We start from the raw sequence: 23,152 nt of genomic DNA, 5'->3' as shown, positions 1-23,152 counted from the left end.
AAATTTGATAAAAATAAAAAATTTAAAAAAATATTATGGCAAGGAACTCGTGATAAACGATGTTTCTTTGGAGATTAAAAAGGGTGAAATTTACGCCATAGTAGGTCATAGTGGAGCTGGAAAATCCACTCTTTTAAGATGTATTAATGGACTTGAGAATTATCAAGAAGGAAGTTTAAAAGTCTTTGATCAAGAAATTAAAGATTTAAGTCAAAAAAAATCAAAAGAGTTAAGAATGCTTAGAAAAGATATAGGGATGATTTTTCAAAATTTTGCCCTAATGGAGCGCAAAAATGTATTTGAAAATGTTGCTATGCCTTTAAGAACACACTATACTCAGTGTAAATTTCATGCCAAGCTTTTTAATAAAGAATACATGAGCGAAAAAGAAATTGCCCAAAAAGTCAATTCCTTACTTGAAATCGTAGGGCTTGATCATAAAAACAAATCCTACCCAAGAGAACTGAGCGGAGGGCAAAAACAACGCGTTGCTATTGCTAGAGCCTTAGCTTTAAACCCAAAAATTTTACTTAGTGACGAAGCTACTTCGGCTCTTGATCCAAACACTACAAAAAATATTTTAGAGCTTATATCTAAAATCAATGCTGAATTTGGGATTACTGTTGTTTTAGTAACTCACGAAATGGATGTGGTAAAAGACATAGCTCAAAAAGCTTTATTACTTGAACATGGACAAATCATAGGAAGTGGAGCAATTGATGAGCTTTTTTTAAGGCCTAATGTCAAAATGAAAGAATTTTTAGGAGAAAGCGACTTCTTGCCTGAGCACGGACTTAATATCAAACTTTACTTTCCAAAAGAAGTTGCCCAAAATAGCGTCATCACTCATATGGCAAGAACTCTAAATATAGACTTTAACATAGTTTGGGGTAAAATAGAAAAACTGAATGGAAAAGCCTTGGGAAATTTAGTTATAAATATAAATGAAAAGGATAAAGACAAGGTTCTTGATTACATAGAAAAAAGTGGAGTATTATGGGAGGTGGCATCATGAATGAAGAAAACATCTCTATTGTCAGTGCTTTTTTTAGTAGAATTTCTCAATTTTTTAATGAATTTTCTTGGCAGGATATTAAAGAAGTGAGTTTAAGTTCTATCACGAGTTTCAATGAAAATTATGAAAACATTTTAAAACCTGCACTTAATGAAACAATTTATATGAGTTTAATGGCTGTACTATTTGGATTTTTATTGGCTATCATTCCTGGAATTTTACTTGCTATTTGGGATAAAAATGGAATTAAAGAAAATAAAATCGCTTATAGTATTTTAGATTTTATTACCAATATATTACGCGCCTTTCCATTTTTAATTCTTATAGTTGTTCTTTTACCACTTTCTAAAATCATAGTAGGCACAAGCATAGGTACAAATGCTGCCATAGTTCCTTTAGCTATCGGAATAGCTCCTTATTTGGCAAAGATGCTTGAAAGCGCTTTTAAAGAAATAGACAAAGGAATCATAGAAGCAGCAAAAAGTTATGGTGCTAGCAATATTCAAATTATCTTCAAGGTTATCTTTAGTGAGGCCCTTCCTGCTATAATTAGCGGAATTACCCTAACTTTGATCTTTACCATTGGTTTTTCTGCTCTTGCTGGAACTGTCGGTGGTGGAGGTTTGGGAGATGTCGCTATTCGCTATGGTTATGAAAGATTTAACAAAGAAGTTATGATTCAAACTGTAGTTATTTTACTTATATTAGTTCAGTTAGTTCAAATTCTAGGTAATTTATTTTATACTTGGGCTAAAAATAGTAAAACTACATATATCATTGCCACTCTATTGATTTTACTTGGAGTTAGTATAGTTATCAATATAAACAATGATGAAAATTTCTTTTGGCAAGTAATTGTTTTTATCTTATTTTTAGGAAGTTTGCTTTATAAAGGTTTCAAAAAATAAGGAGATTATATCTCCTTTTAAGATAAATATAAGTTTTTTTAAGTAAAATTTAAACAAAAAACTATAAGGAATTAAAATGATGTATCAGATGCGTTAATCTGACTATCAACAAGTTTTTATATACTTCTTCCTGATAGTCAGAGTGAATTTATTAAGATTAAAGCAAGCACAAAATGACTAAAAAGGAAAAAAATGAAAATCAAATCTTTATTTATAGCAAGTATTTTAACATTAAGTCTTAATGCAAATGCATTAGAAACCATCACAGTTGCAGCAACTCCCGTCCCTCATGCTGAAATCCTAGAACAAGTAAAACCTGATTTAGAAAAACAAGGCTATAAACTTGAAATCAAAGAATTTACGGATTATGTTTTACCTAATCTAGCTGTTGATAACGGAGAAGCCGATGCAAATTTTTTCCAACATACTCCTTATTTGGAAGAATTTAATAAAAACAAAGGCACCAAACTTATCAAAGTAGCTGCCATACACATAGAACCTATGGCTGTTTACTCCAAAAAATACAAAAGTCTAGATGATATTAAAGAAGGGATTAAAATCGCCATTCCAAATGATCCAACCAATGAAAGTAGAGCTTTAGATATTATTGCAAAAAAAGGTTTGGTAAAATTTAAAGATAAGGCTTTAAAAACACCTCTTGATATTATAGACAATCCTAAAAAAATTAAATTTGTAGAATTAAAGCCCGCACAACTTCCAAGAGCTTTGGATGATGTTGATTTTGCTGTAATTAATTCCAACTACGCTCTCTCTGCAAATCTAAATCCTGCAAAAGATAGCGTATTTATCGAAGATAAAGAAAGCCCGTATGCAAACATTCTTGTTGTAAGAGTGGGACATGAAAACGATCCAAAAATCAAAGCCTTAATCCAAGCTCTACAAAGTGATAAAATCAAACAATTTATCATAGAAAAATACAACGGATCTGTTTTACCTGCTTTTTAATTTTGTCCCTTACCTAGGGACTTTTTTCTTAAATACAAAGGAGTTTTTATGAATTTATTTAAAATTATTATACTCGCTTATATTCTAAATTTATCTAGCCTATTTGCACAAAACATTACTATAGGAGCCACTCCAAATCCTTTTGGTAGCTTACTAGAACTAATGAAAGATGATTTTAAAAACAAAGGGTATGAGCTTAAAATAGTAGAATTTTCAGACTATATTTTGCCCAATCGTGCATTAGAGGAAAAAGAACTTGATGCAAATTTATATCAACACAAACCTTTTTTAGAAGAATACAACCTAAAAAAAGGTTCAAATTTAATTGCAACAACGCCTGTACTTATAGCTCCAGTAGGAGTTTATAGTAAAAAAATCAAAAATTTAGAAAATCTTAAAGAAGGTGCTAGAGTTGCTATACCTAATGATGCGACCAATGAAAGCAGAGCTTTAGAGCTTTTAGAGAAAGCAAAATTAATAGAGCTTAACAAAAATACTCTAAAAACCCCATTGGACATAAACAAAAATCCAAAAAAACTTAAATTTATAGAACTTAAAGCCGCACAACTTCCAAGAGCTTTAGATGATGTTGATATTGCTATAATTAATTCTAATTTCGCACTTGGAGCCGGTCTGAATCCAAGTAAAGATACTATTTTTAGGGAAGATAAAAATAGCCCTTATGTAAATTATGTTGTGGTACACTCAGAAGATAAAAATAGCGAAAAAACCAAAGTAATTGATGAAATTTTAAGAAGCGATAAATTTAAAGCCATCATTAATGAACATTATAAAGATATATTAATCCCAGCTTTTTAGGAGTATAATATGAATATTAAAAAAATATTTTTAAGTGTTTTATTTACAATTAGCCTTAGTTTTGGGGCGGATAAAACCATAATCATAGGTGCAACACCAACGCCTTATGCTGAAATTTTAAATTTCTCTAAACCCTTATTTCAAGAAAAAGGTTGGAAGTTAATAGTTAAGGAATTTAATGACTATAATATACCTAACATCGCTTTAAATGAAAAAGATTTAGATGCAAATTTATATCAGCATAAACCTTTTTTAGATGATTTTAATACCCACAAAGGAACAAAATTAAGTTCTTTAGGTGCTATTGTTTTAGTTCCTATGGCTATATATTCTAACTCCATAAAAGATATAAAAGACATTCCTAATGGTGCTAAAATCGCTATACCTAATGATGCTACCAATGAAAGCAGAGCTCTTGATTTACTAGCTAAAGCAAATTTAATAGAGTTTAAAAGTCAAAGCACCCTTAAAACCCCTATTGACATAAGTAAAAATCCAAAAAAACTTAAATTTATAGAGCTTAAAGCCGCACAACTTCCAAGAGCCCTAAATGATACTGATTTGGCTATTATTACCACAAACTATGCTCTTGGAGCAGGCTTAAACCCTTTAAAAGATGGTATTTTTATGGAAGATAAAGATAGTTTATATGCTATTGTTTTAGCTACAAGAAAAGGTGAAGAAACAAGTCAAAAAAGTCTTGTTATTAAAGAAATTTTAACAAGCGATAAAATTAAAAATTTTATCATAGAAAAATACAAAGGCTCTGTTATCCCTACTTTTTAACTCTATACAAAGCCTTCTAAAGGCTTTGTTAAACTTATAAAAGCTAAAATACTATTTATTGCATTATAATTCTTAGGATAAAAATGAAAATTATTTTTTTAACTTTTTTTATTGTGATAAATTATATCCAAGCAGCTAGTTTAGAAGAAATCAAAACAGCACTAGCTAAAGAATTTAGAAATAATTTTCCTAAAATTATAATTTCTCAAATTGATTTAAAAATAACATCATTGCCTAAAGATTTTGATCAATATGAATTTCTAAGAATCGCTAATGGGCGTTTTAATCAAGCACAAGGCTTTTTAAGGGCTGAATTTAAAACTCCGCAAAATATACAAAAAAATGTATTTTTTAGATATTTCATTCAAGCAAATTTAGAAGTTTTAAAAAGCGAACGCGCTATAAAAAGAGGAGATAAACTTGGAGCTTTTGACTATAAAAGCGTATTGATTGATTTTGATAAAGTTCCTTTAAATGCCTTAACCTTAGATGATGTAGATAATCTTGTAGCTAAAAGCAATATTAACAAAAACGCCATTTTAAGAGCAAATATGTTTAAAACCACAGCTTTAATACGCCGAAATGATCCTATAATCGGGATTTTAAGCGAAGCAAATGTTGATGTTTTAATCGAACTTGTGGCTTTGCAAAGTGCAAATATGGGCGAAAGGATTCGTGCAAAAAACAAAGAAGGTAAAGTTATGCAAGGCATCGTAGTGGGTAAAAATAGGATGATTATACAATGAAGGTTTTATTAGGAATTTCTGGTTCAAGCAGTGTCAATTTAGGCTTAAAATTATTAAAAAATCTAGAAAACCAATGCGAACTTTATTGCATTTTAACCCAAGGTGCAAAACTTAGCTTCAAAACTGAAAATCAAGCAAATTTAGAAGAAATTTGTCAAGAAAATTTTAAATACACTTATTTTTTAGATGATAAAAATTTAAGTCTAAGTGTAGCAAGTGGATCTTTTGGAATAGAAAAAACCATCATTGCTCCTTGTTCAATTTCAAGTTTAGCAAAAATTCACGCTGGTTTTGCAGACACTCTTTTAATGCGTGCTGCAGCAGTGGCCTTAAAAGAAAGAAAAAAACTTATCTTAGGCGTACGCGAAATGCCTTTTTCTACTTTAAATTTAGAACATATGTTAAAACTTAGCCAAATGGGAGTTATTATCGCCCCTCCTATTATCGCAAGCTATTCTAAAGCAAACAATCTAGAGCAAATGGAAAATTTTATCGCAGGTAAATGGTTAGATCTTTTAGAAATAAAACACAATTTATATGAAAAATGGCAAAATTTTTAGTTTAAATTTGTTATATTTTTAAAAAAAATTGGAGCAAAAATGACTTGTTTATATCCTGGGACTTTTGATCCTATTACCAACGGGCATTTAGATGTTATAAAACGGGCTTTAAAAATTTTTGATGAAGTCATCGTTGCCATAGCAAAAAGTGAACATAAAAAACCTTGCTATGATTTAGAAAAACGCAAAGAACTAGCCCTGCTCGCAACACAAAATTTAAAAAATGTTAAAATCATTGCTTTTGATAATTTACTTGTAGATTTAGCCAAAGAATTAAAAGTTAATACTATAATCCGTGGACTTAGAGCAGTGAGTGATTTTGAATACGAATTGCAAATTGGCTATGCAAATCACGCACTTTGGGAAGATATGGAAACCATTTATCTTATGCCAAGTCTAAAACATGCTTTTATTTCAAGTTCTATTGTGCGTTCTATAGTAGCACATGGGGGTGATGTAAGTTCTCTTGTTCCAAAAGAAATTCTACCTTTTTTAAAGGATCAATCTTGTATGTAGTTTTTGAAGGTATTGACTGCGTAGGAAAAAGTACGCAAATTTCACTTTTAAAAGAAATTTACAAAGATGCCATTTTCACACTCGAACCTGGCGGAACAGAACTTGGAAAACATTTAAGAGAAATTTTACTTAATAAAACTCATCCTATTAACAAAAGAGCTGAACTCTTGCTTTTTTTAGCTGATCGTGCTCAACATTTTGAAGAAATCTTAAAAACCAATCAAAACAAACTCATTATTAGCGATAGAAGTTTTATTTCAGGCATGGCTTATGCCAAAGATTTTGAAAACGATTTTCTTTTTGCTTTAAATAGTTTTGCTTTAGAAAATTTTTTTCCACAAAAAATTATCTTTTTAAAAGGAGATGCAAACCTTATCCAAGAACGCCTCAGTCAAAAAGAACTAGATAGTATAGAAAAACGTGGCATTGAGTATTTTTTAAGTGTACAGGACAAACTCGAAAAAGTGCTTCATTTTTTAAAAGAAAAAATTTCTGTAGAAATTTTAACACTTGACGCAAAAGAAAGTAAAGAAAAATTACACCAACAAATAAAGGAATTTTTACAATGATTAACGCTTTAAAAGGAATGAAAGATTTATTAGATAAAGATGCATATTATTATGAAAAAGTGATTAAAACCTGCGAAAAAGTAGCTAAAAACTATGGCTTTACTTTTATCAATACACCGCATTTAGAACTTTGCACCCTTTTTAAAAGAAGCGTAGGAGAAAGTTCTGATATAGTAGGTAAAGAAATGTATGAATTTATCGATAAAGGTGAAAATCATGTTTGCATGCGTCCTGAAGGAACTGCTGGGGTGGTGCGTGCCTATATAGAAAAAAAACTCGATAAAAACACTAGTGTGAAAAGATGGTTTTATCATGGTTCTATGTTTCGTTATGAAAGACCTCAAAAGGGTCGCTTAAGAGAATTTCATCAATTTGGAGTTGAAAGCCTTGGCATACCTAATGTTTATGAAGATGCAAGCATTATTTTAATGCTAGTAGAAATTTTCTCACGCCTTGGTATTGATTTTAAACTTCAACTTAATTCTTTAGGCTGCTCACAATGCTTGCCAAAATACCGCGATAGGCTCGTTGAATTCTTAGATTCCAAAGAAGGTTTTTGTGAAGATTGTTTGCGTAGAAAAAATTTAAATCCTATTCGTGTCTTAGATTGTAAAAATGAGCATTGTCAAAATTTGCTTGAAAATGCTCCGCTTTTGATCAATAATTTATGCACCTCTTGCCAAAAAGACTTTGAAACACTGCAACAAATTTTAAAGGATAATGGAGTTAAATTTGAGTTAGATTCAAAACTTGTGAGGGGTTTGGATTATTATTCTAAAACGGCTTTTGAATTTATAAGCGATGAAATAGGAGCAAAGGCTGCTATCGCAGGTGGAGGACGCTACGATAGACTTATAGAGTATTTAGGTGGAAAAAGTGGCTATGGTATAGGTTTTGCCATGGGTATAGAAAGAATTATAACTATTTTAGAACAAAAAGAAGAAAAGATTCAAAGAGAAGGAATTTATCTTTGTGCTATGGATGAAATTTATATCCAAAAACTTTTGCATATCGCTACAAATTTAAGAAAAGAATATAAAGTACTTTTAAGCTATGAAGCAAGAAAACTAGCCAAACATCTTGAAAACGCGGATAAAAATAATACTGAAATTTTTCTTTGCATGGGAGAAAATGAAGCACAAAATGAAAGTTTGTTTTATAAAAATTTAGCAAAAAAAGAAGAAAAAATGATTAAAATTTCAGACTTAAAGAAGGTTTTATGATGGATTATGGTATTGATATTTGGGGAAATGAAAATTTCATTATCAAAAATGGTAAAGTTTGTATCAATTACGAGAAAAAACCTGCTATTATTGATATAGTTAAAGAATTAAGAGATGATGGATACAAGGGGCCTTTACTTTTAAGATTTCCTCATCTTATCCAAAAACAAATTGAAAATATTTACGGAAATTTCAATAAAGCAAGAAAGGAATTTGGCTATAAAGGAGGATTTAACGCTGTTTATCCTTTAAAGGTCAATCAATACCCTGGTTTTGTAAAAAATCTTGTAAAACTTGGAAAAGACTATAACTATGGACTTGAAGCAGGTTCTAAGGCAGAGCTTTTACTCGCTATGGCTTATAATAACGAAGGCGCACCTATTACCGTAAATGGCTTTAAAGATAGAGAACTTATCAACATAGGCTTTATCGCAGCTGAAATGGGACATAATATCACTTTAACCATAGAAGGACTTAATGAACTTGAAGCTATCATAGACATAGCTAAAGAACGCTTTAAACCTAAACCAAATATAGGCTTACGCGTGCGTTTGCATTCTGCTGGAGTTGGAATTTGGGCAAAAAGTGGTGGGATTAATTCTAAATTTGGACTTACATCCACTGAACTCATAGAAGCGGTAAATTTACTCAAAGAAAACAAACTTTTAGAACAATTTACCATGATTCACTTTCATCTAGGCTCACAAATTACCGAAATTCACCCCTTGAAAAAAGCCTTAAATGAAGCAGGAAATATCTATACAGAACTTAGAAAAATGGGAGCTAAAAATCTAAAAGCTATCAATCTTGGTGGCGGTTTAGCTGTGGAATACTCACAATTTAAAAATGAAAAAAGTAGAAATTACACCCTAAGAGAATACGCTAACGATGTAGTTTTTATCCTAAAAAACATAGCCGAACAAAAAAAAGATTTAGAGCCTGATATTTTCATAGAAAGTGGACGTTTTGTAGCAGCTAATCACGCTGTTTTAATCGCTCCTGTATTAGAACTTTTTTCTCAAGAATACGCAGAAAACAAACTCATACTTAAAAAACAAAATCCAAAACTTATCGATGAGCTTTATGATCTTTATAAAAGTATAAAACCTTCCAATGCTTTAGAATACTTGCACGATAGCATAGATCATTTAGAGAGTATTTTAACTCTTTTTGATTTGGGCTATGTGGATTTACAAGATCGTTCCAATGCTGAAATTTTAACTCATTTGATTACAAAAAAAGCCATCTTGCTTTTAGGCGATAAGCAAAATCCTGCGGATTTACTTGCCATACAAGATGAAGTGCAAGAAAGGTATTTGGTAAATTTTTCGCTCTTTCAAAGCATGCCTGATTTTTGGGGTTTAGAACAGAATTTCCCCATCATGCCACTTGATCGCTTAGATGAAGAACCGACACGAAGTGCAAGTATTTGGGATATAACCTGTGATAGCGATGGAGAAATTTCATACTCTAAAGATAAACCTTTATTTTTGCACGATGTAGATGTAGAAAAAGAAAATTATTTTCTAGGGTTTTTTCTTGTAGGTGCCTATCAAGAAGTACTTGGAATGAAACACAATCTTTTTACTCATCCTACTGAAGCTATTATAAGCATCAATGAAAAAGGCTATGAAGTCGAGGGGATTATAGAAGCGCAATCCATACTTGATACCTTAGAAGATTTAGACTATGATATACACGCTATCATGGATATACTTAATGAACGCATAAGTAATTCTAAGCTTGTAAATGATAAGCAAAAAAAGCATATTTTAGGCGAACTTTATCTTTTCTTAAATGATAATGGTTATTTAAAAAGCATAGGAGTTTAGATGAATTTTTGGGGTATTATAAAAGAAGATTTTTCTCAGCCAAAGGCACAAGATCCAGCTTTTAATTCTTGTATAGAACTTTTTTTTAATTACCCTGGAGTATGGGCTGTAGTAAATTACCGCTTTGCACATTTTTTTTACATAAGAAATTTTAAACGCATTGCTAGAATGATTAGCGGAATTTCACAATTCTTAACTGGGGTAGATTTGCACCCTGGAGCAGAACTTGGAAGGCGTATTTTTATAGATCATGCCAATGGAGTGGTTATAGGTCAAACAGCAATTATAGAAGATGATGTTTTAATTTATCAAGGCGTTACTTTAGGTGGAACAAGCCTTGATAAAGGTACTAAACGCCATCCAACCATAAAAAAAGGAGTGATCATAGGCTCAGGCGCAAAAGTACTTGGCAATATCACCATAGGAGAAAATGCCAAAATAGGCTCAAATGCTGTAGTGGTTAAAGATGTAGGTGCAAATTTAACTGCCGTTGGAATTCCTGCTTATATTATCGAAGAGCGTAAAAATAAAAACATTAGAGCTATAGATGCAAATTGCGATGACAAACTAGAAAAGTTAGAAAAGAAAATTTTAGAACTTGAAAATCTTATATTAAAACAACCTGAATCACAAAAATAATAATTTTTTATAATACATAAAATTATATGTATTATTATGCGTATTAATTTTTCCTAAAAAATTAATACAAATTTTCACATTTATTGAAATTTATAACTCATTTTTAAATTAAATTTATTGTAAAAATGCAATTTTCTGCTAAAATTAAACAAAAATTATTAAGGATTGAAAAATGCTTACAAAAAGATCTCAAGTTTTAGAAGAATCTATCACTTTAGCTATCACTGCACTTGCCAATGAACTTAAAGCCAAAGGCGAGGATATCATTAGTTTTTCAGCGGGTGAACCTGATTTTGACACACCACAAACCATCAAAAATGCCGCTATAAGTGCTATTGAAAAAGGATGTGGAAAATACACTGCTGTTGCAGGAATTCCTGAAGTATTAAAAGCTATTCAAACCAAATTTAAAAAAGATAATAATCTTGATTATGAAACAAATGAAATCATCACCAATGTAGGTGCAAAACACTCTCTTTTTGAATGTATAGAATGCTTAGTAGAAAAAGATGATGAAGTGATTATCCCTAGTCCTTACTGGGTAAGCTATCCTGAAATGGTAAAATTTGCAGGTGGAAAACCTGTATTTATAGAAGGCTTAGAAGAAAATGGCTTTAAAATTACCGCTGAACAACTAAAAAAAGCTATCACAGCTAAAACCAAGGTTTTAATGTTAAATTCTCCTTCAAATCCTGTAGGATCGATTTATTCTAAAGAAGAATTAACTCAAATTGCTAAAGTTTTAGAAGGAACTCAAATTACCGTTTTAAGTGATGAAATGTATGAAAAACTTCGCTATGATGGTTTTGATTTTGTAGCTTTTGCAAGTGTAAGCGAAGACGCTTTAAAACGTACTGTGACTATTAACGGACTTAGCAAATGTGGAGCTATGCCAGGATGGCGTTTTGGCTATATGGCAAGCAAAAATAAAGCCCTAATTTCAGCCGTTAAAAGACTTCAAGGACAAAGCACTTCAAATATTTGCTCCATTACTCAACATGCAGCCATTCCTGCTTTAAATGGGAAATGTGATAAAGATATAGAAAAAATGCGTCAAGCCTTTGAAAAACGCCGTAACTTAGCTTTAGATATGCTTAAACAAATCCCAAATATCAGTGTTTATAAACCAGAAGGTGCTTTTTATCTTTTTGTAAATATACAAAAAATAGAAAAAGATTCTATGAAATTTTGCCAAAAATTACTTGAACAAGAAAAAGTTGCCGTTGTTCCAGGCATAGGTTTTGGCACGGATGGATACTTTAGACTTTCTTATGCCACAAGCGATGAACTCATCGAAAAAGGTTTAGAAAGAATAAGTCATTTTATTGCAAATTATAAGTAGTTTCCATGAAAAGACCTTTACCTTTTATACTTGCAGCTACAAATAATGGATCTATGATTATTAATCATCTTGATAGACATGATACGCCTCAAGGAAGTTATGGAGTTGGTTTTCAGTTTTTAAATTACGGCAGTTTTGATCCAGAGGAAATTGATCTTTGTATTAATCTTTTAAAATTACGCAGAGAATACTACAAAGATAATGTCTTTGCCATAGATTGCGGTGCAAATATTGGAGCTCACACTATTAAGTGGGCTATAGAAATGCATAACTGGGGGGGGGGGATATTAGCCTTTGAAGCACAAGAAAGACTTTTTTATGCTTTAGCAGGAAATATAGCAATTAATAATTGTTTTAATGCTAAGGCAATACATGCAGCCATTGGAAACCCTGAAAAAAATCAAAATGAACTTGAAATTTTAACTCCTGATTATACTCAAAAAGCTTCTTTTGGAAGCTTAGAATTAAAATCTCAAAACAATAATGAATTTATAGGACAAATACCTCAAAAAAAAGAAAAAGTTCCTTATTTAAAACTTGATAATTTAAATTTTAAAAGATTAGATCTTATTAAAATAGATGTAGAAGGCATGGAACAAGAAGTTATATTAGGATGTTTAAATCATATTAAAACTTTTAAACCTATTTTACAAATTGAAATTATTAAATCAAACACTCGAGATATTATCAATATATTAGAAAATTTAGAATATGAAATTTTTCAATCCGGAATTAATATCTTGGCTATTTATAAGGCAGATCCTGTAATTAACCATTTAAGTTCTTCAAACCCATAAACCTTAAAATAAAAGGCTTATGGCTAAGGCTTTTTAAGCACAGCATTTACCCTTTGAACACTATCTGATTTATTTAAACTCAATCTTATTATAGAATTTTCCAATCCACCTAAAGAATGCGCTACATTTGCCTCTAGGCTTATCATATCCAAAGCATTTAATTCAAATTTTTCCTTTTCCACTTCAAACCAAATTTTACCGCTTAAAACTTGAACATGTATAGCAAAAGGAGCTTTATGCTCTTTCATCACGCTATCTTTAGCTAATAAAATTTGAATTTCTTTACCTTTTTCATTATCAATTAAAACATTGATTTTCACTTCTTTTGGGCTAAATTCCGCTCCATTCCATTGAATGATTTTCACAAAATCTCCTTTTTTAGTTTTATAAAACTATAGCAAAAGCCAAAATATAAATTATAAACTTGTGTTAATTTATTCTTCTTTCCACCAAAAATCCTGTTTAAATTTAGCTCCTACTTCATAAGCCTCGCCCATTTTTGGTGTGATAAGGGGTAAATCTAAATTTTCATAAAGAAATTTTACCACCTCATTCCATGCATGAGTTCCTGCTAAAAATCTCCCCCAATGTATAGGCATGACAGCTTTTGCATTAAGATCTTTTGCTTCTTTTAAAATTTGCTCAGGAAAAGAGTGTGAATATGGCCAGGCGATATTAAATTGTCCGCTTTCAAGACAAGCTAAGTCAAAATCTCCAAAATACTCACCTATTTTTTTAAAATGTGTAAAATACCCTCCATCTGCGCTAAAAAACACTCTCTTATCTACACTTAAAAATTCCATCACAAAAGAAGCCCAAAGGGTTTTGTTTTTACCATCTCCCCTGCTTGAACTGTGTTGTGCAGGTGTTGCAATGATTTTTAAATCACCAAATTCTATGCCGCTCCACCAATCAAGCTCTATGATTTTTTTCTCACTCACCCCATAGCTTTTTAGATAATTTCCCACTTTTAAAGGTGTGATAAAAAATCGTGCTTTTTCTTTTAAAGCTTTGACACTCTTAGCATCTAAATGATCAAAATGTGAATGCGTGATAATCACAGCAAAAATTTCATTAAAATCATTTACATTATAAACAGGAGCATTTTTAAAAGCCTTGTTAATAAAAGAAATAGGCGAAGCATGAGTGTTAAAAACAGGATCGATCAAAATTTTATATTCTTTAAAACTTATAAAAAGCGAAGAATGTCCAAGCCAAGTAATATGCGGAGTGCTAAAACCACTCAAATCAGGCTTGAAAAAAGGTAACTTAAAAGAAGGGATGGCATTTTTTGGATAAAGATAATAATACCTCAAAATTTCTTTAAAAGACACTTTAGGAGTTATAAGACTGTGCTCATTTTCATTAAGAAAAATTTCATATTTTTTACCCTGCACTTTTTTAGCTTTTGATCGTTGTGTATTGGAAATATCAAAGGTTTTAAATGATAAATTCAAATTTTTCCTTTTATGTTTATTAAGATTATATCTAAAAAGTTTTTAGATTAATTTTATTTTATTGCTAATTTTTTAGTTTGCTTACACTAAAATGAATTGTCTAATTTAAATTAGAACTTCAAAAAGAATTGGTTAAAAAATCAATGAAAAATTAGGTAGCAAGCTAATAAAAAAATTATATTTTACAGATTTTGTCATTTTTTTAAAATTTTAAAAAATTTTCAAGCCTTTTAAAAAGGCTTGAATAGAGATTTTAAGATTACTCAACTTCAGCGTCGATTACATCGTCATCTTTTTTCTTTTTATCATTTGCTGTGTTTGGCTCATCTTTTTTATACATATTTTCAGCTAGTTTGTGAGAAACTTCACTTAAAGCTTTCATTTTGCTTTCAATCTCTTCTTTGCTTGCATTTTGATTTTTCAAAGTCTCACGCAAATCATCAAGAGCTTTTTGAATATTTTCTTTATCAGCAGCGGCAACTTTTTCACCCAACTCACTTAAAGATTTTTCTACTTGATGCGCCAAGCTATCAGCTGCATTTCTAGCATCTACAGCTTCTTTGCGTTTTTTGTCTTCTTCTTTGTGAAGTTCAGCATCTTTTACCATGTTATTAATCTCTTCCTCGCTAAGTCCGCTTGAACCTGTGATTTTGATCTCTTGAGCCTTACCTGTTGCTTTATCTTTTGCACTAACAGTTAAAATACCATTTGCATCGATATCAAAAGTAACTTCGATTTGTGGCATACCGCGTGGTGCTGGTGGAATTCCTTCAAGATTAAAATTTCCTAAAGATTTATTATCACGACTAAATTCTCTTTCCCCTTGTAAAACATTGATAGTTACAGCACTTTGATTATCTTCAGCGGTTGAGAAAACTTGCTCTTTTTTAGTTGGAATAGTTGTACCTTTTTCGATAATCTTAGTCATTACCCCGCCTAGAGTTTCTATACCCAAAGAGAGCGGTGTAACATCAAGTAAAAGCACATCTTTTACATCACCTTTTATAACCGCACCTTGAATCGCCGCACCGATAGCCACAACTTCATCAGGATTTACAGACTTATTAAGATCTTTATTAAAGGCTTTTTTCACTTCTTCTTGCACTAAAGGAACACGAGTAGAGCCCCCTACCATAACGATTTCTTTGATCTCATCTTTTTTAAGCCCTGCATCGCTTACTACTTCATTGATTTTAGTGATGGTTTCAGCCACTAAAGAATCAATCATACCTTCAAATTTAGCTCTAGTAAGTTTTTTAACCAAGTGTTTTGGGCCACTCGCATCAGCTGTGATAAATGGTAAATTAATTTCAGTTTCATTAGCTGAGCTTAATTCTTTTTTAGCATTTTCTGCTGCTTCTTTCAAGCGTTGCAAAGCCATAACATCATTTTTAAGATCTATGCCTGTTTCATCTTTAAATTCACTTGCTAGAAAATCGATAAGTTTATTATCAAAATCATCACCACCTAAGAAAGCGTTACCACCTGTTGCTAAAACTTCTACTACATTATCGCCAGTTTCAAGCACAGTAACGTCAAAAGTTCCCCCACCTAGATCATAAACCACAATTTTTTCACTATCTTTTTTATCAAGTCCGTAAGCTAGAGCTGCTGAAGTAGGCTCATTGATAATTCTTAATACATTAAGTCCTGCGATAGTTCCTGCTTCTTTTGTTGCTTTTCTTTGTGCATCGTTAAAATACGCAGGCACAGTAATAACCGCATCTACAACACTCTCGCCCAAAAAAGCTTCAGCATCTTCTTTTAGTTTCATTAAAACTTTCGCTGAAATTTCTTGCGGAGTATAAATTTTACCTGCGATTTCTATTGCGCACGCACCATTTCTTTCGGTGATGTGGTAAGGAAGTCTATTTTTAGCTTCTTTAGCCGCATCTTCATTGATCATTAAACCCATAATTCTTTTGATAGAATAAATGGTTTTTTCAGGGTTGGTTACCGCTTGGCGTTTTGCACTATCGCCTACTAAAACTTCGCCTTTATCTGTAAAAGCTACCACTGAAGGAGTTGTGTTTTTTCCTTCTTTGTTTGGGATTACTTTGCTCTCGCCGCGTTCATACACAGCAACACAAGAATTGGTTGTTCCTAAATCTATACCTATAACTTTACTCATTTTTTATCCTTTTATTAAAATTTATTTTGCTACACTAACTTTGGTTGGGCGGATCACGCGATCGGCTATTTTATAACCTTTTTGAAGCACTTGAACCACTTCACCACTTTGATGGTTTTCACTATCTACATGAAACATTGCTTCGTGTAAATTAGGATCAAACTCTTTTTCATCTTTGATAAGAGCCACCCCATGTTTTTCAAGTTTCTTAAGAAATAAATCTAAAGTATTTTGCACTCCTTCTTTGATTTTTAAGCTAATTTCATCTTGGCATTCGACATTAACAGCTGCTTCTAAAGCATCTAAAACATCAAGCAAATCCTTTGCAAAGCTTTCATTTGCATAAGCCATAGCACTTAGCTTTTCTTTTTCTATTCTTTTTTTAATATTTTCAAATTCAGCGTTTGCACGCATATATTTATCTTTTAATTCCTCTAATTCTTTTTGTAATTCATTTGTTTCGTTTTTTTCATTATCTTGCAAATCATCCTGCAAATTTTCAGAATTTTGTGCATTTTCATTTTCAATTTCTTGCTTTTGTTCGCTCATGCCGCCTCCTTTATGTATTGTAATATCTTTTTATAATCCGTATAAACACTACCTGCTAAGATAATATTTACATCTTCGCCCAAAAACTGCGCATCTACCTTAAGCCCCATAAAACCTTCTTTAAATAAAGGTTCAAATTCAAGACTTTCTTTAAAATGACGGTGAATTTGACAATCTAAGAGCTTAACAAATTCATCATTTTGATAAATTTGATAAGCTCTTTCTTCATTACTTCTATAGCAAATCAAATTTTGTCTTAAGCTAGCTATTTTTTCTACAAGATCTATAAAATGAACTCTCAAAGCTATTTTTTCTATACTAGAAAGATCAAGCCCTATAAGACTTTGTAAAAAATTCCACGCTTCTTTTTCGTATTTTAAAACCAGCTCTTCATCTTCAAAATCAAGCACTATAAATTTAGTATTAAGATCTAGTACTTCTTTAAGTACTAAACTTCTACCTCCATAAACAAGACAATAAATTTCAAATTCTTTACTTAACTCTTTCAAAAAGCTTTCGTTTTTGATATGGATATTTTTATCTTGTTCTTTTTCCCAAAAACTTTGCCAATAATTTTGCATCGTTAAAATAGTAGGAATTCTACCACTACTTATATGAAGCTGAGTGATCAAACCCTCATCGCTAAGTCTTTTAAGATAAACGCGTATAGTCGAAGCAGGTATACAAAGGTTTGAATTTAATTCATTAGAACCAATAGGTGCATTATCCAAAAGATAAGTTTGGATAATAGACTCTAAAATCAAATCCTTTTTATCTCGACTTTTCATCATGTTTTCCTTTATATCTAGCACTCTATTTTTTGATTGCTAGATATATTATACAACATTGAGTGTTATTTTGTCAAGTATAAATATAAAAAAATATACTTAATTTTATTTAGTCTATATAACTAAAGTTTTATTAGTTACTTTTTTATAAGGATAGGATATATTTCAAGATTGGTAAACAGGGTGATAATTAGATAAGAAATTTTAAATAGATTCGATAATTTAACTTTTTTAAAAGCACAAGATGCTATAAACAAAAAACCAAAGAAGCCTTTATAAGCTCTTTGGCTTTTCTATCAAAGCTTAAAAACTACCATTAATGGAAATATATATTCTTCTTCCTTCTTCTATACGATTGTAAGTATTGACCCAAGTAGGAGCACCGCTATTTTGATAAGATTCCCAACCATCTGTAAAACTTTTGTTAAAAAGATTATAAATAGCTGCATTGATACTCCATTGCTTATTGATATCATAACGCACACCCATAGAAGCTAAAAAGATATCCTTATAATATTCCCTATTTATATTAGTATCACCCATATAGCGATCTATTTGCCATTCGCCTTTTATCCAAGGGGTAATTTTATTATAGAAGCTGTATTCAGTTTTTAACATGATATTGTGTTTTAAACTATCCTGTTCAGGTTTACCTATCACACTTTTATCTTGTGCTTCTTTAACCTCACTATCAAGATAAGTATAAGCAAAATTTACATTTAAATTATCAAGAGGGCTTATCCCTGCTCCAAGCTCTATGCCTTTATATTTGACCTTGCCATGGTTGATTGCCTTAAAACATCTATCAACACCACAAATACCAATTCCTGGAATCATATTGTCTTTATTATATTTTTGGGTTGAAATTTTATCTTTAAAATTTGTTAAAAAACCTGTCGCAGAAACATAAAACAAATCATTATTGTAAATAGCTGCTATTTCATAATTTAAAGATGTCTCTTCTTTTAAATCAGGATTTCCATATATAGGAAATCTACCTTGACCACTATAATTATAAGCTCCATTTATCAAACGATTTGCATAAGGAGTCCTAAAACCCGTAGATACACCGCCTTTTAAAGTAAGTTCATCAGTAGGATTATAAACTAGATAAGCTCTTGGCGAAATATTATTTCCAAAAATTTCATGATGATTGTATCTTGCTCCAAAAGTCAATCTTAAGTTATCTTTTATGCTGTACTCATCCTCTGCAAATATTGCCAATAAATACTGATCAAAATTGGTCGGATTAGCTATTTTATCTTGCATTTTTTCAAGCCTATATTCACCACCTGCGCTTAAAATATGACTTTGTCCCAAAGGAATGACAGACTTAGTATCTAAGATAATATCTTCTGCGACTATATCTCTATTTTCTCCCAAAAACGGCTGTGTAGCTTGCCCTACGACTTCACGGCCATCATTGCTTACCCTATTGTATTGCAAACCAGAAGTGATAGAAAAGTTTTCATAAACACCCTCATGGCTTAAATAAGTCACAAATTTATCAACTTCCATAATATCTGCATAACCACCCGTTAAGCTACCTGGCGCACTACCTGGGCTTGTGATGGTTCCTAATTGACCCTGTTTGTTATCGTAATGATTTCTTGAAAAATCTATATCAAATATAAAGGTATTATAATTATTAGCCAAATAACTGACTCTTGTTCCTATATTAAAATTATTTGCTTTTGTGGGACTTTGAGCTTGATCTCCTTGAACTCTTTGTCCACTTCCATTTGTAAATTCAACATTAGATTGCTGTCTGTAAAATTCTCTAAATCGAAGTGTTAGACCCAATTTGTCATTCATCAAAGGACCACTAGAATAAATACTTGTTCCATAAGTATTGCCCCAATCTTTATTTTCATTTAAAAGAGCGTCCAAGCTTACAGAAGTTTCCCATTTATCACTTACTTTTTTGGTAATGATATTTACCACCCCGCCTAAAGCTTCGGAGCCATATAAAGTACTCATAGGACCTTTTATAACTTCTATTCTTTCTATGCTAGAAATTGGAGGCAATAAAGAATTTGAAATTTCATTAAAGCCATTAGGACCAACTTCCCCACCAATACCCTGACGGCGTCCATCAATCAAAACCAAAGTATATCCCGTAATACCTCTCATAGTAATATTATAAGAACCTGTTTTTCCCTTGCTAGCATATAAATCAACGCCTGGGATATCTGCGATAGCCTCTGCAACATCTCTATAAGGCTTACTTTGTAATTCTTTTTTACTGATAACATTGATAGTAGCAGGAGCTTCTTTAATATCTTGAGTAAAGCCAGAAGCACTAACGATTGAGCTATCTAGTTCTACATTTTGCGATATGGCATTGGAGCTTAAGAGACCAATGGCGCAAACTGATAGACATATTTTTTTCATTTTTCTCCTTTTGTTAAATATTGATTTAGAAATCAAAATATTATGATAATAATTATTAATTTAAGATAAATTTTGTATCAATTGTGATAATTAGTATTAATTAAAAATTTATTTTTTCTTGCTATAATTCTTAAAAATATAAGTTTTTTTAGAGAAGTAAATAGCAAAAATTAAATATCTTTTAGATACAAGCTTGATTATTTGATTGTTATTTTTCTCTGTGAAATTTGTTTCAAAATTTATCTTTTTAAACAATTTATCATAGAATGTGTTTAAGAAATAAAGATATTTAAATCAAAAAATAAAATCATAACGGAGTAAAAGATGAAAACATTTATAAGCAATCATAAAAACCAATCTTCTTTTATCACTTTATTTGTTTTTACACCTTTATTTTTTGTTTTTCTTTATTCTAAAGATTTTTTACACATACAACCCAATGAAACTATTAAAGAAAATAAATTTAATATGGCAATCAAACATTTTGTACAAAATTCCTCCGATATGAAACCGACACAACCTACACAAACTATACAAGAGCCTTCGAATGTGCAACCCAAAGAACCTGTGCAAGAAATAAAAAAAATAAAACCGAGAAAAGAAAAACCTATCGCTAAACCTAAAAAAATAATCCCTCCAGCAAATGCAAAGGCAATAAGTCAACCCAAAAAAGATACAAACATGCAGCAACAAACTCCACAAGCCAGCTCTTACCAAAGCGTATCTTTAACTAGTAATAGTGAGCTTTTAAAAGAAATAAAATCAGCAATCGATGAAGCCCTAATCTACCCTAGACAAGCTAGAAAAATGCGTATGAGTGGGGAGGTTCTTGTAGAATTTACCTGGACAAAAGAAAAGAAATTAGAAAATTTAAAAATACTTAAGCCTTCAAAATATGATTTTCTAAATAAAAGTGCTTTAGAAACTATACGCATAGCTTCTAAAAAATTTCCACAATATGAAAAAACTTTTCATATAAAAATACCATTGGTATATAAATTAAGCTAAATCTTTCACAATATACTCTATTTTTAATACAAATCACTCCAGCTTTGCTAACGCTTAGAAGTAGAAGCTTCCTAGCTAAAGCTAACTAGTATTAGCTAATTCGAAAGGCTTTGAGTTTATAGTCCTCAAGGCTAATTCCTAACCCAAACGACTTTAATCCACGCTTTAAGATATTATTTGCAGCATTAATATCTCTATGTAAAGTATTGCCACATTTTTCACAAAGATACACTCTATCTTTAAACATAAGATTTTTTTTGATATTTCCACATACACTACAAGTTTTGCTTGTATATTGTGGATTGACTTTTATAAAGAATTTGCCATTATGCTTTGCTTTATACTCTAGATATTGAGAGAATTGATAGAATGAAGTATTAAGAATAGATTTATTTAAACCACTTTTAGCTTTTATATTCTTTAATTTAGCTCTTTTACACATATTCTTAATTTGCAAATCTTCAACTGCTAGCAAGTCAAATTCTTGTATGAGTTTTGAAGTTATCTTGTGATAACTATCCTTTTTGATATTTGAACTTTTTTCATAGATTTTATTTAATTTTAATTGTGTTTTTTTGAAATTATGGCTTAACTTTGTTTTCTCCTTTTTTGTTTTTAATATTCTCCTGCTTTGTTTTCTTTGCAATCTTTTAATATTCAGCTCTACTAAGTAGCTTTAAGTTAGTAGCTATTAACTCTCCACTGCTTAAGGTAATCTCATTGATATTTAAATCAATGTCAACTGCTTTTTTAATATCAAAATCTTTGCTAGATATTAAAGAAACATTTGATTCATCATAAATGATACTAAAAGCTAAATAGTATTTATTGTGATTTTTGATAATAGTGATTTGATTAAACTTATAAGTATTTGGTAAATCTCTGTGATAACGCATTTTAAAAAATGTATTCATAAGTCTAAATATCTTAAACTTAGTAGTATCACTATCTTTGATTTTGTAAGCTTGATTATTCCAATTAAAGCTTTGCTTTGCAAATTTAGAGTTTTTAAATTTGGGAAAGCCTTTTTTTTATCTCTAATTGCTTGCTCTAAGGCACGAGAAGATTAATCCTTGCTTGTTGGGTTACAACACTTTTATAGCTTAATTCTCTTGCTTTTATAAGGCTAGTTTTATTGATTATCTATCTTACTTGCCTTTAAATAACTCCTATCTTTTTTATCTAAATTCTTATTTTTATCCCACTGCTCTTGCTGTAAATTTAAACAAATATTATAGGCTTGATATAGATGAAACATTGATGATTAATAAGCTTTTGTTGTTCTTTGTTTAGGTAGAATTCTATATTTAAAACCTTTGGTTATTTGCATTGCTTTGTTCCATTAGGGCTTTTTTTCTTTTTGGTTATATATTTTTTCTTAGGGTAATTATCTTCTATGCCTTGATTTTCTGCATATTTTTTAAGAGTTTCTAGCATTATTCCGCATAGGTATTCTATAAAAATACTGATTATGTCAAATACCTAACTAGAGCCGTACAACTAACACTGTAAGCAATTCATCTCCCACTTAAGAAGTGAGAGTTTTATTGAATAAAAAAAGATAAATTTAAAGCAAGTAATCTTTTTTTAGACAACACTAAACCCTTGCATGTATTTACAGTAATATTTATTTCATCATAAACAACCCCCAACCCATAAACCTCAATAAACACTATAAAATAAACTTGAGTGATTAAAAATCCAACCCAATTATTGAACAAACCCAACCTACATAATAAAATATAAACTAGACATATAAAGAACAATTGACACATAAAAATAGATTGAATAAATAAACCTATACAAGTAAACATAAAGATTAATTATTGATACAAAAGATTCAATAAATAAAAAGAATAATTGAGATATAAAAACATATAAACTAAACAACTCAAACAACCATTAAATTAACCCAAGCCAATCAACAACCATAGCTAAGCTGACAACACAACAAATCAATTTAAATATAAAACTACAAATTAAATCAACCCAAGCTAATTAAACCTATAAACATAAAAAAATAATTAAATATAAAAACAACGATTGACATATAAAAACTAAGATTTTAAATCTATAAGAATAAGATAAAGTAGAATTAACAAGTCCG

At 30.7% G+C, this 23,152-nt stretch carries 24 protein-coding genes and 1 pseudogene; 15 read left to right on the top strand and 10 right to left on the bottom strand.

Annotated features, from left to right (window positions below; all coding sequences use genetic code 11):
* The first annotated feature begins 4 nt into the window (after positions 1–4).
* The 14 genes from FBF15_RS01425 (at position 5) to FBF15_RS01360 (ending at position 12,718) form a co-directional block, all read left to right on the top strand.
* Entirely contained in the window at positions 5–1,015 is a 1,011-nt protein-coding gene (locus FBF15_RS01425; protein ID WP_038816819.1) for a methionine ABC transporter ATP-binding protein, read from the top strand.
* Positions 1,012–1,923: a methionine ABC transporter permease gene (locus tag FBF15_RS01420; protein WP_002852518.1), complete on the top strand. Its 912-nt coding sequence runs from the start codon at positions 1,012–1,014 to the stop codon at positions 1,921–1,923. The genes FBF15_RS01425 and FBF15_RS01420 overlap by 4 nt, the downstream gene beginning before the upstream one ends.
* A gap of 192 nt (positions 1,924–2,115) precedes the next feature.
* Positions 2,116–2,889: a MetQ/NlpA family ABC transporter substrate-binding protein gene (locus FBF15_RS01415; protein WP_002859806.1), complete on the top strand. Its 774-nt coding sequence runs from the start codon at positions 2,116–2,118 to the stop codon at positions 2,887–2,889.
* A gap of 48 nt (positions 2,890–2,937) precedes the next feature.
* A complete protein-coding gene (locus FBF15_RS01410) occupies positions 2,938–3,708 on the top strand; it encodes a MetQ/NlpA family ABC transporter substrate-binding protein (protein WP_002859805.1) in 771 nt (256 codons plus the stop codon).
* Between the two features lie 9 nt (positions 3,709–3,717).
* Positions 3,718–4,494, top strand: a complete 777-nt coding sequence (locus FBF15_RS01405; RefSeq protein WP_002852406.1) for a MetQ/NlpA family ABC transporter substrate-binding protein — start codon at positions 3,718–3,720, stop codon at positions 4,492–4,494.
* Positions 4,495–4,577: 83 nt separating this feature from the next.
* Positions 4,578–5,240, top strand: a complete 663-nt coding sequence (gene flgA, locus FBF15_RS01400) for a flagellar basal body P-ring formation chaperone FlgA (RefSeq protein WP_002876101.1) — start codon at positions 4,578–4,580, stop codon at positions 5,238–5,240.
* Positions 5,237–5,800: a UbiX family flavin prenyltransferase gene (locus FBF15_RS01395; protein ID WP_002860748.1), complete on the top strand. Its 564-nt coding sequence runs from the start codon at positions 5,237–5,239 to the stop codon at positions 5,798–5,800. Before flgA ends, FBF15_RS01395 begins: the two co-directional genes overlap by 4 nt.
* 39 nt (positions 5,801–5,839) lie before the next feature.
* Positions 5,840–6,316: a pantetheine-phosphate adenylyltransferase gene (coaD, locus tag FBF15_RS01390; RefSeq protein ID WP_002852633.1), complete on the top strand. Its 477-nt coding sequence runs from the start codon at positions 5,840–5,842 to the stop codon at positions 6,314–6,316.
* Entirely contained in the window at positions 6,307–6,885 is a 579-nt protein-coding gene (gene tmk, locus FBF15_RS01385; protein ID WP_038816820.1) for a dTMP kinase, read from the top strand. The genes coaD and tmk overlap by 10 nt, the downstream gene beginning before the upstream one ends.
* On the top strand, positions 6,882–8,108 hold the full coding sequence (gene hisS / locus FBF15_RS01380) for a histidine--tRNA ligase (RefSeq protein ID WP_038816821.1): 1,227 nt from the start codon (positions 6,882–6,884) through the stop codon (positions 8,106–8,108). Before tmk ends, hisS begins: the two co-directional genes overlap by 4 nt.
* Positions 8,105–9,940, top strand: coding sequence for a biosynthetic arginine decarboxylase (gene speA / locus FBF15_RS01375; RefSeq protein WP_010891885.1), 1,836 nt, complete (start codon positions 8,105–8,107; stop codon positions 9,938–9,940). The genes hisS and speA overlap by 4 nt, the downstream gene beginning before the upstream one ends.
* On the top strand, positions 9,941–10,579 hold the full coding sequence (gene cysE, locus FBF15_RS01370) for a serine O-acetyltransferase (protein ID WP_165434536.1): 639 nt from the start codon (positions 9,941–9,943) through the stop codon (positions 10,577–10,579). It abuts the gene before it with no gap.
* 172 nt (positions 10,580–10,751) lie between these two features.
* Positions 10,752–11,921, top strand: a complete 1,170-nt coding sequence (locus tag FBF15_RS01365) for a pyridoxal phosphate-dependent aminotransferase (RefSeq protein WP_002874183.1) — start codon at positions 10,752–10,754, stop codon at positions 11,919–11,921.
* A 5-nt stretch (positions 11,922–11,926) separates the two neighbouring features.
* The gene (locus FBF15_RS01360; RefSeq protein WP_165434535.1) at positions 11,927–12,718 is read left to right on the top strand and encodes an FkbM family methyltransferase; all 792 of its coding nucleotides are present in this window, start codon (positions 11,927–11,929) and stop codon (positions 12,716–12,718) included.
* 23 nt (positions 12,719–12,741) lie between these two features.
* Here the strand turns inward: FBF15_RS01360 and FBF15_RS01355 are convergent, their stop codons facing one another.
* From FBF15_RS01355 to cfrA, 6 genes are all read right to left on the bottom strand, one after another.
* Positions 12,742–13,083: a cupin domain-containing protein gene (locus FBF15_RS01355; protein ID WP_002852534.1), complete on the bottom strand. Its 342-nt coding sequence runs from the start codon at positions 13,081–13,083 to the stop codon at positions 12,742–12,744.
* A gap of 69 nt (positions 13,084–13,152) precedes the next feature.
* Complete coding sequence (locus tag FBF15_RS01350) at positions 13,153–14,175, bottom strand: MBL fold metallo-hydrolase (protein ID WP_002868517.1); 1,023 nt, start codon at positions 14,173–14,175, stop codon at positions 13,153–13,155.
* 259 nt (positions 14,176–14,434) lie between these two features.
* Positions 14,435–16,306 (bottom strand): molecular chaperone DnaK, encoded by a 1,872-nt coding sequence (dnaK, locus tag FBF15_RS01345; protein WP_002869842.1) that lies wholly within the window; start codon positions 16,304–16,306, stop codon positions 14,435–14,437.
* A gap of 21 nt (positions 16,307–16,327) precedes the next feature.
* Complete coding sequence (gene grpE / locus FBF15_RS01340; RefSeq protein WP_002859792.1) at positions 16,328–16,855, bottom strand: nucleotide exchange factor GrpE; 528 nt, start codon at positions 16,853–16,855, stop codon at positions 16,328–16,330.
* Positions 16,852–17,646 (bottom strand): HrcA family transcriptional regulator, encoded by a 795-nt coding sequence (locus FBF15_RS01335; protein WP_011049776.1) that lies wholly within the window; start codon positions 17,644–17,646, stop codon positions 16,852–16,854. Before FBF15_RS01335 ends, grpE begins: the two co-directional genes overlap by 4 nt.
* A 300-nt stretch (positions 17,647–17,946) precedes the next feature.
* Positions 17,947–20,037: a TonB-dependent ferric enterobactin receptor CfrA gene (cfrA, locus tag FBF15_RS01330; protein ID WP_165434534.1), complete on the bottom strand. Its 2,091-nt coding sequence runs from the start codon at positions 20,035–20,037 to the stop codon at positions 17,947–17,949.
* 324 nt (positions 20,038–20,361) lie between these two features.
* Between cfrA and FBF15_RS01325 the strand changes: the two genes are divergently transcribed.
* Entirely contained in the window at positions 20,362–21,045 is a 684-nt protein-coding gene (locus FBF15_RS01325; RefSeq protein ID WP_002859789.1) for an energy transducer TonB, read from the top strand.
* A gap of 91 nt (positions 21,046–21,136) precedes the next feature.
* Here the strand turns inward: FBF15_RS01325 and FBF15_RS01320 are convergent, their stop codons facing one another.
* From FBF15_RS01320 to FBF15_RS01310, 4 genes and pseudogenes are all read right to left on the bottom strand, one after another.
* Complete coding sequence (locus FBF15_RS01320) at positions 21,137–21,691, bottom strand: RNA-guided endonuclease TnpB family protein (protein ID WP_002780048.1); 555 nt, start codon at positions 21,689–21,691, stop codon at positions 21,137–21,139.
* 4 nt (positions 21,692–21,695) lie between these two features.
* The gene (locus tag FBF15_RS09585; protein ID WP_032591225.1) at positions 21,696–21,959 is read right to left on the bottom strand and encodes a hypothetical protein; all 264 of its coding nucleotides are present in this window, start codon (positions 21,957–21,959) and stop codon (positions 21,696–21,698) included.
* Positions 21,960–22,177: 218 nt separating this feature from the next.
* The gene (locus FBF15_RS09860) at positions 22,178–22,303 is read right to left on the bottom strand and encodes a hypothetical protein (protein ID WP_002852480.1); all 126 of its coding nucleotides are present in this window, start codon (positions 22,301–22,303) and stop codon (positions 22,178–22,180) included.
* Between the two features lie 84 nt (positions 22,304–22,387).
* Positions 22,388–22,482 (bottom strand): annotated as a pseudogene (locus FBF15_RS01310) (hypothetical protein).
* Between the last annotated feature and the right edge of the window lie 670 nt (positions 22,483–23,152).

The organism is Campylobacter sp. CFSAN093233, from assembly GCF_011068165.1.
In the GTDB taxonomy this organism is placed as follows: Bacteria; Campylobacterota; Campylobacteria; order Campylobacterales; family Campylobacteraceae; genus Campylobacter_D; species Campylobacter_D jejuni.
Note: the sequence above shows the minus strand (reverse complement) of the source record. Positions and strands in the feature narration are given on the sequence as shown.

Bases quoted from the DNA above. Each gene is read 5' to 3' on its own strand.
- FBF15_RS01420 (WP_002852518.1), top strand. From the start codon at position 1,012: ATGAATGAAGAAAACATCTCTATTGTCAGTGCTTTTTTTAGTAGAATT.
- FBF15_RS01415 (WP_002859806.1), top strand. From the start codon at position 2,116: ATGAAAATCAAATCTTTATTTATAGCAAGTATTTTAACATTAAGTCTT.
- FBF15_RS01410 (WP_002859805.1), top strand. From the start codon at position 2,938: ATGAATTTATTTAAAATTATTATACTCGCTTATATTCTAAATTTATCT.
- FBF15_RS01405 (WP_002852406.1), top strand. From the start codon at position 3,718: ATGAATATTAAAAAAATATTTTTAAGTGTTTTATTTACAATTAGCCTT.
- flgA (WP_002876101.1), top strand. From the start codon at position 4,578: ATGAAAATTATTTTTTTAACTTTTTTTATTGTGATAAATTATATCCAA.
- FBF15_RS01395 (WP_002860748.1), top strand. From the start codon at position 5,237: ATGAAGGTTTTATTAGGAATTTCTGGTTCAAGCAGTGTCAATTTAGGC.
- coaD (WP_002852633.1), top strand. From the start codon at position 5,840: ATGACTTGTTTATATCCTGGGACTTTTGATCCTATTACCAACGGGCAT.
- hisS (WP_038816821.1), top strand. From the start codon at position 6,882: ATGATTAACGCTTTAAAAGGAATGAAAGATTTATTAGATAAAGATGCA.
- speA (WP_010891885.1), top strand. From the start codon at position 8,105: ATGATGGATTATGGTATTGATATTTGGGGAAATGAAAATTTCATTATC.
- cysE (WP_165434536.1), top strand. From the start codon at position 9,941: ATGAATTTTTGGGGTATTATAAAAGAAGATTTTTCTCAGCCAAAGGCA.
- FBF15_RS01365 (WP_002874183.1), top strand. From the start codon at position 10,752: ATGCTTACAAAAAGATCTCAAGTTTTAGAAGAATCTATCACTTTAGCT.
- FBF15_RS01360 (WP_165434535.1), top strand. From the start codon at position 11,927: ATGAAAAGACCTTTACCTTTTATACTTGCAGCTACAAATAATGGATCT.
- dnaK (WP_002869842.1), bottom strand. From the start codon at position 16,306: ATGAGTAAAGTTATAGGTATAGATTTAGGAACAACCAATTCTTGTGTT.
- grpE (WP_002859792.1), bottom strand. From the start codon at position 16,855: ATGAGCGAACAAAAGCAAGAAATTGAAAATGAAAATGCACAAAATTCT.
- FBF15_RS01335 (WP_011049776.1), bottom strand. From the start codon at position 17,646: ATGATGAAAAGTCGAGATAAAAAGGATTTGATTTTAGAGTCTATTATC.
- cfrA (WP_165434534.1), bottom strand. From the start codon at position 20,037: ATGAAAAAAATATGTCTATCAGTTTGCGCCATTGGTCTCTTAAGCTCC.
- FBF15_RS01325 (WP_002859789.1), top strand. From the start codon at position 20,362: ATGAAAACATTTATAAGCAATCATAAAAACCAATCTTCTTTTATCACT.
- FBF15_RS09585 (WP_032591225.1), bottom strand. From the start codon at position 21,959: ATGAATACATTTTTTAAAATGCGTTATCACAGAGATTTACCAAATACT.
- FBF15_RS09860 (WP_002852480.1), bottom strand. From the start codon at position 22,303: ATGTTTCATCTATATCAAGCCTATAATATTTGTTTAAATTTACAGCAA.